This is a genomic window from Aquabacterium sp., from assembly GCF_004297345.1.
Classification (GTDB): Bacteria; Pseudomonadota; Gammaproteobacteria; order Burkholderiales; family Burkholderiaceae_C; genus Aquabacterium.
On sequence record NZ_SCTN01000127.1, the window covers coordinates 1 to 5,758 of the forward strand.

The following is a 5,758-nucleotide window of genomic DNA, read 5'->3' on the forward strand; positions in this document are numbered from 1 at the left end:
CACGGGCCAGCCGGAGACGGTCAACGCACAGGCCGTTGTCAGCAAACAGGTGAGCCGCAGATGCATGGTGCCGCCAGCCACGCGCATTCAAGGCGCGCTGGCTACTGTGGACAATGGTCTGCCAGTTGGTGCTGCAGGTTGCTTTTTCAAGTCCAGGCCAGCGGTGCTGTAGTGGTTGCCGGCGTTCCACAGCAGCCAGCCATGGGTGTGCACATCTTCCGAGGCCTGGATCTGGGCGCGGATTTCCTTGTCGCCGAACACGCGGCGGTCAAAGGCGTAGTCCTTGAATGCCTGCAGCCAGGGGCGGAAGCGCACACCGCCCAAGCCTGAGCGATCGATCGCGGCTTGCAGGGAGTGGTGCACGATCTCGTACGAAGAACCGACAGCCATCGTGTGGCCCGGGATGCCCCAAGTAAAGCCGGACGGGTACAGCATGGGCGAGAGATAGTCCAGGCGGTCGGCCAGCATCTCCAACTGCTGGCCGATCAGCGTGTCATTGGTGTTCCAGCACACGTAGCCAAAGATATCGGCCGAAACGTAGACGTTGTACCTGGCCAGGCGGTTGCGTGCCTTGTCCAGGAAGGCCGAGATCATGAAGGGGCGCATCTCCCATGTGTTGGGCTTGGAGAACTGCAGGCCCGGTGTGTCGGGGAAGCGCACGTAGTCGAACTGCACTTCGTCGAAACCCAGCTTGGCCGCTTCTTCTCCCATGGCCACGGCAGGTTCCCAGGTGTCGGGGATGGAGGCGTCCAGCCAGGACAGGCCTTCGCGGTCCTTGAAGATGGCGCCCGTCGATGTTCTGACGGCCCATTGCGGCTTGACCTGCACCATCTTGTCGTCCTTGAAGGTGACGACGCGGGCGATCAGGTAGATGCCGCGGTCATGCAGGTCCTTGATGAGCGCGGGCATGTCACGCACTGTGACCACAGTCTGCTTGGGGTAGCCCAGCTTCTCCCAGACTTCGCTGCGGTAAGGCACGATGCCGGCGTCGCCCTTGATGTCGATGACCAGGGTGTTGAGCTTGGTCTGGGCCATCAACTCCAGCGCATCACCGCGCAGCTTGCTGCTGCCGATGCCCCATGCGGACAGGTACAGGCCGCGTGCGTCGAACTTGCGCAAGGGCAGCACGGTCGGGCCGGATGTGGCCGCTTGCAGCTTGCCTTGTTGCTGACGGTAGCCGGGCATGCGCGCGCCCACGGCTTGCCCAGCCATGGATGCGGGTAGCGTGAAGCGGCCATCGTGGTCGGTGCGCACGGTCAGATCACCGCTGACGACATAGGCCAGGGGGATGCCTTGTTTGGTGTCCGCATCGATCACCATGCCGCGCAGCATCGCTGCTACGGGTTGAGCAACCGGCGCGGTGGGTTGTGCGGAGGCGGGGGCAGTCGACGCTGGCGTGCTGGCCCCGTTGCCAGGTTGCGCGTTGGCCGGCCATATGTGCGTCAAGGTGGCGCCGATGCCGGCTGCGGCGATCAGGGCTATCAAGCCGCCCCAGGTCCAGACCTTCTTGTCAGCGGTGCTCATGTTCAGGCTCCTGTCGGAAAGGCCGTGTCCAGCAACTGTTTGAGGCGTTTGCCACTCACCTCGTCCACCATCAGGTGGCGAGGCAGGGCTTGTATCGGGTCATTGGCCGTGCAGGCTTTGTTCTCCAGCGCCAAGGCGGCTTGATAGCCCTCGCTGGCTGCCATCTCCATCAGGCCTTCATCGAACATGCCAAACGGCCATGCCAGGTAAGACACCGGCTTGCCCATGCGTTGTTCCAGCACGGCCTTGGAGCGCTTCAACTGGTTGCGCGCAAAGCGCTCGAACTCTGCCGGTGATTGCTGCTTGCGTTCCTTGACCAGATTGGGGTGCCAGTAGGTGTGCGACTGGATGTTGTATTGGCCAGAGGCCTGCAGTTGCTGCAGATGCTCCCAGCGCATGGCGTAGCTCGCGTTCGAGATGGCCGAGGGGTAGATGAACAAGGTGATGGGCCACTTGGTCTGGGTCTGGCGAATCATCGGGTCCATCACTTCGATGACCGAGCGGTGGCCGTCGTCCACCGTGATGACCACGGCGCGAGGCGGCAGTTGCTTGAGCTTGCCCTGGCGGAAGGCCACCAGATCAGCCAGGGGGATCACATGGGCGCCGGCTTCGCCAATGGCCTTGATGTGATCGGCAAAAGTGGATTTGCGCACCGTCATGCTGTCGGCCGCGGTGTCGGCAAAGCGGTGGTAGCAGAGGATTACGGCCTGGCTCGGGGTACTGGCAGCGCGGGACCAGGGGCTGAAGAGGCCCAGGGCACTCAGCCCGGCAGCCTGTTGAAGCCAGCGTCGTCGATGGGGATGCGAGCCGATGACACCGCCATCGGCATGATGGTTGGGACCCTGTAGCGCGGCGAGGGTGTCAGGCTCAATCAACATCAGCGGGTGTCTCTGCTGCCCTTGTGACGTGGGCAGTTGAAACCAGTATGGCGCCTCATTTCGCCATGCAACAAGGCATTAAGCGCCTGTTTTTACCGGGAATTCAAAGTGTTGCCGTGACGCCATGCACGCGCTGTGTGGCGTGCTGATTTGTGCGCGCTGTCAGCGCTCATTTCTTTGCGGTATGGGCGTTGATATGGGCCAGCAAGCCCGCCATCATCACGTCCAGCCCGACCTCAATAGTGGCTTCGGGCGAGCGGCCTTCCAGCAGGTTGGCGCGGTCCAGTTCCACCATGCCATGCAGGAAGGCCCACAGGGACATGGCCAGGTCCTTGGGGTCCCAGGACGTGGGCAGCTTGCCGGCCAGTTGCATCACAAAGTCCCAGATGGCGTCATGGCTGCCGGGCTTGTCTTCGTTGACGGCGCAGTGCTGCATCTTCATTGCATACAACTGTGGATACCGCCGGGCAAAGCGGATGTAGGCGCGGGCGACGGCGCGGATGTCATCCGGGGGTGCGAGGCCGGCAGCCGCTTCCTCCAGATCAGCCAGCATCAACTGCCCGCCCTCATCGGCCATGGCGTATTCCAGATCGGCCTTGCTGGCGAAGTAACGGTACAAGGCATTAGGGGTAACACCAAGGTTGCCGGCCAAGGTTCGCATGGACAGTTCTGCCACGCCATGGTCTTCGATGAAGGCCATGGCAGTCTCCAGGATGGTCTCTCGGCTGATCTTCTTCGGGTAGGACATGGGGCAAATGTACCTCGCTTGACGGCCGAGTCAATAAAGATGTACGCTGTACACCATGCACACATTCAAGCTCAATGGTCAGCCTGTTTCCGTGGATGTCGAAGACGACATGCCCTTGCTGTGGGTCCTGCGGGACGAACTCGGGCACACGGGAACCAAGTTCGGTTGCGGCATCGCCGCCTGCGGTGCCTGCACCGTGCACATCGACGGCGTGGCCACGCGCTCGTGCGTGATGCCTGTGGTGGCCGTGTCCGGCAAATCGGTGCAGACCATCGAAAGCCAGGACGATCCCATCCTCAAGCGCCTGCAAGCTGCCTGGGTGGCGCATCAGGTGCCGCAATGCGGTTATTGCCAGTCGGGCATGTTGATGGCGGCCACAGCCTTGCTGCGCAGCAATCCTCATCCCACCGATGCCGACATTGATGGCGCCATGACCAACATCTGCCGCTGCGGTACCTATCAACGCGTGCGGGCGGCCATTCATTCGGCGGCCACATCTGCGTCATCGGCTACCTCGTCCCCCGTGCAGGAGAAGCAGGCATGAAGACCACTGTTTCTCGTCGCCATTTCCTGATCACGGGCGCTGCGCTGTCCGGCGGTTTGCTGGTGGGCTGCGGCAAGCCTTCTGCATCAGATCGCCTGGGTGACAAAGGGCTGTTGGCCGTGGAGGGCGGTGAAGTCGCGCTCAATGGCTGGGTCAAAATCGGGCCGGATGGCAAGGTGACGGTAGCCGTGCCACGTTCAGAGATGGGGCAGGGCGTGTTGACGGCGCTGCCCATGCTGCTGGTGGAAGAGCTGGACGCGCGTTGGGACGACGTGCAGGTCGAGCAAGCTCCGGTGGCACAGATCTACGCCAACGCCTCCATGATGCTCAACGTGGTGCCCTTCGGCGCAGACGATGACAGCGTGATGGCCCGCATGGCCCGCGCCGGCATGCAGCGCCTGGGTTATGCCTTGTCGTTGCAGGTGACGGGCGGCTCGGCCAGCGTGCGTGATGCGTGGGAGCCCATGCGCCTGGCAGGTGCCACGGCGCGCGCCATGCTGGTTCAGGCAGCGGCCACGCGCTGGGCTATCACACCTGCGCAATGCCAGGTCGAGGCAGGGCAGGTCATCAACACGAAGACGGGGGCACGCTTGGGCTTTGGCGATCTGGCCAAGGATGCCTCAGCGCTCACGCCCTCGCAGGACGTGCGTTTTAAGGATCCTGGCCAGTACAAGCTGATTGGCAAGCCCATGGCCCGGCAGGACATTCCGTCCAAGACCAACGGCTCGGCCGTGTTCGGCATTGACGTGAAGCGCGAAGGCATGGTCTATGCGGCCATTGCCCAGTCGCCCGTATTTGGCGCCAAGGTTGCCAGCGTGGACGGCAAGGCTGCGCTGCAACGCCCAGGTGTGCTCAAGGTGATGCAGATCCCGCAGGGCGTGGTGGTCGTGGCCAACAACTGGTGGCGTGCCAAACAGGCGCTGGCCGAGGTGAAGATCAGCTATGAAGCTTCGCCCAACGACAAGGTCTCGTCGGCGGATATCCGCCAGCGCTACAAGGACGAACTGGCCGCCAAGGAAGGCTTCACTTACGGCACCAAGGGTGATCCGGATGCCGCTTTCAAACAGGCCGCCAAGGTGATCGAGGCCGATTACTGGGCACCTTTCCTGGCGCATGCCGCGATGGAGCCGATCAACTGCGTGGCGCAAGTCAAGGACGAGCACGTCGAGGTCTGGTGTTCGACCCAGTCGCCCTCGCTGGCCAAGTGGAAGGCCTCGCAAGTGGCCGGTGTGGATTCAGACAAGGTCAAACTGCATGTGCCCTTCCTGGGCGGTGGCTTTGGTCGCCGGCTGGAGGTGGACATGGTCGAGCAGGCTGTGGCCATTGCCAAGCAGCTGGAAGGCAAGCCGGTCAAGCTGGTATGGACGCGTGAAGAAGACATGCAGCACGACATGTACCGGCCCGCTGCGCTGTCGCTGTTCCGTGCCGCAGTGGATGACAAGGGCCGCGTGACGGCGTGGTCCAACCGCGTGGCGGCGCAATCCATCGGCTTCGATTCGGTCAGGCGCCTGATGCCGGCTGCGGCATCGAACGCCATGCCTGACAAGAACCAGATCGAGGGCGCGTTCGACATTCCCTACGACTTCGATGCCATCACGGTGCGGCAGGTGCGCCCTGAGACCCATGTGCCTGTGGGTTCATGGCGCAGCGTGGGCCACTCGTACAACGCCTTCTTCACAGAAAGCTTCGTGGACGAACTGGCCTGGGCAGTCGGGCAGGATCCCTATGCCTACCGCCGCAGCCTGCTGGGCAAGCACCCCAAGCATCTGGCTGTGCTGGATCTGGCGGCCAGCAAGGCGGGCTGGGGTAAGCCTTTGCCGGCCGGGCGCGCGCGGGGTATTGCCTTGCACGAGTCTTTTGGCTCCATCTGTGCAGAGGTGGCCGAGGTGTCGATCGAAGGTGGGCAGGTGAAGGTGCACCGTGTGGTGTGCGCCATCGATTGCGGTACCGTGGTCAACCCGGATACGGTTGACGCGCAGATGCAAAGCTCGATCGTGTATGGCTTGAGTGCCGCCTTGTTTGGCGAGATCACCCTTGCCAACGGGCGCGTGGAGCAAACCAGCT

General features: G+C 62.8%; 5 protein-coding genes. 2 read left to right on the plus strand and 3 right to left on the minus strand.

Features of this window, described 5'->3' with window-relative positions; translation table 11 throughout:
* Positions 1-87 precede the first annotated feature (87 nt).
* From EPO09_RS03870 to EPO09_RS03880, 3 genes are all read right to left on the minus strand, one after another.
* Entirely contained in the window at positions 88-1,524 is a 1,437-nt protein-coding gene (locus EPO09_RS03870) for a putative glycoside hydrolase (RefSeq protein ID WP_290640355.1), read from the minus strand.
* Between the two features lie 2 nt (positions 1,525-1,526).
* Positions 1,527-2,402, minus strand: a complete 876-nt coding sequence (locus tag EPO09_RS03875) for a polysaccharide deacetylase family protein (RefSeq protein ID WP_290640357.1) — start codon at positions 2,400-2,402, stop codon at positions 1,527-1,529.
* 169 nt (positions 2,403-2,571) lie between these two features.
* Positions 2,572-3,150 carry a TetR/AcrR family transcriptional regulator gene (locus EPO09_RS03880; protein WP_290640359.1) on the minus strand — a complete coding sequence of 193 codons (579 nt, stop codon included), beginning with the start codon at positions 3,148-3,150 and terminating at the stop codon, positions 2,572-2,574.
* Positions 3,151-3,205: 55 nt separating this feature from the next.
* Here EPO09_RS03880 and EPO09_RS03885 point away from each other — a divergent pair, with 55 nt between their 5' ends.
* Complete coding sequence (locus tag EPO09_RS03885; RefSeq protein WP_290640360.1) at positions 3,206-3,694, plus strand: (2Fe-2S)-binding protein; 489 nt, start codon at positions 3,206-3,208, stop codon at positions 3,692-3,694.
* A partial coding sequence (locus tag EPO09_RS03890) for a molybdopterin cofactor-binding domain-containing protein (RefSeq protein WP_290640362.1) occupies positions 3,691-5,758 on the plus strand: 2,068 nt, incomplete at its 3' end. The genes EPO09_RS03885 and EPO09_RS03890, both read left to right, overlap by 4 nt.

Bases quoted from the DNA above. Each gene is read 5' to 3' on its own strand.
- EPO09_RS03880 (WP_290640359.1), bottom strand. From the start codon at position 3,150: ATGTCCTACCCGAAGAAGATCAGCCGAGAGACCATCCTGGAGACTGCC.
- EPO09_RS03875 (WP_290640357.1), bottom strand. From the start codon at position 2,402: ATGTTGATTGAGCCTGACACCCTCGCCGCGCTACAGGGTCCCAACCAT.
- EPO09_RS03870 (WP_290640355.1), bottom strand. From the start codon at position 1,524: ATGAGCACCGCTGACAAGAAGGTCTGGACCTGGGGCGGCTTGATAGCC.
- EPO09_RS03885 (WP_290640360.1), top strand. From the start codon at position 3,206: ATGCACACATTCAAGCTCAATGGTCAGCCTGTTTCCGTGGATGTCGAA.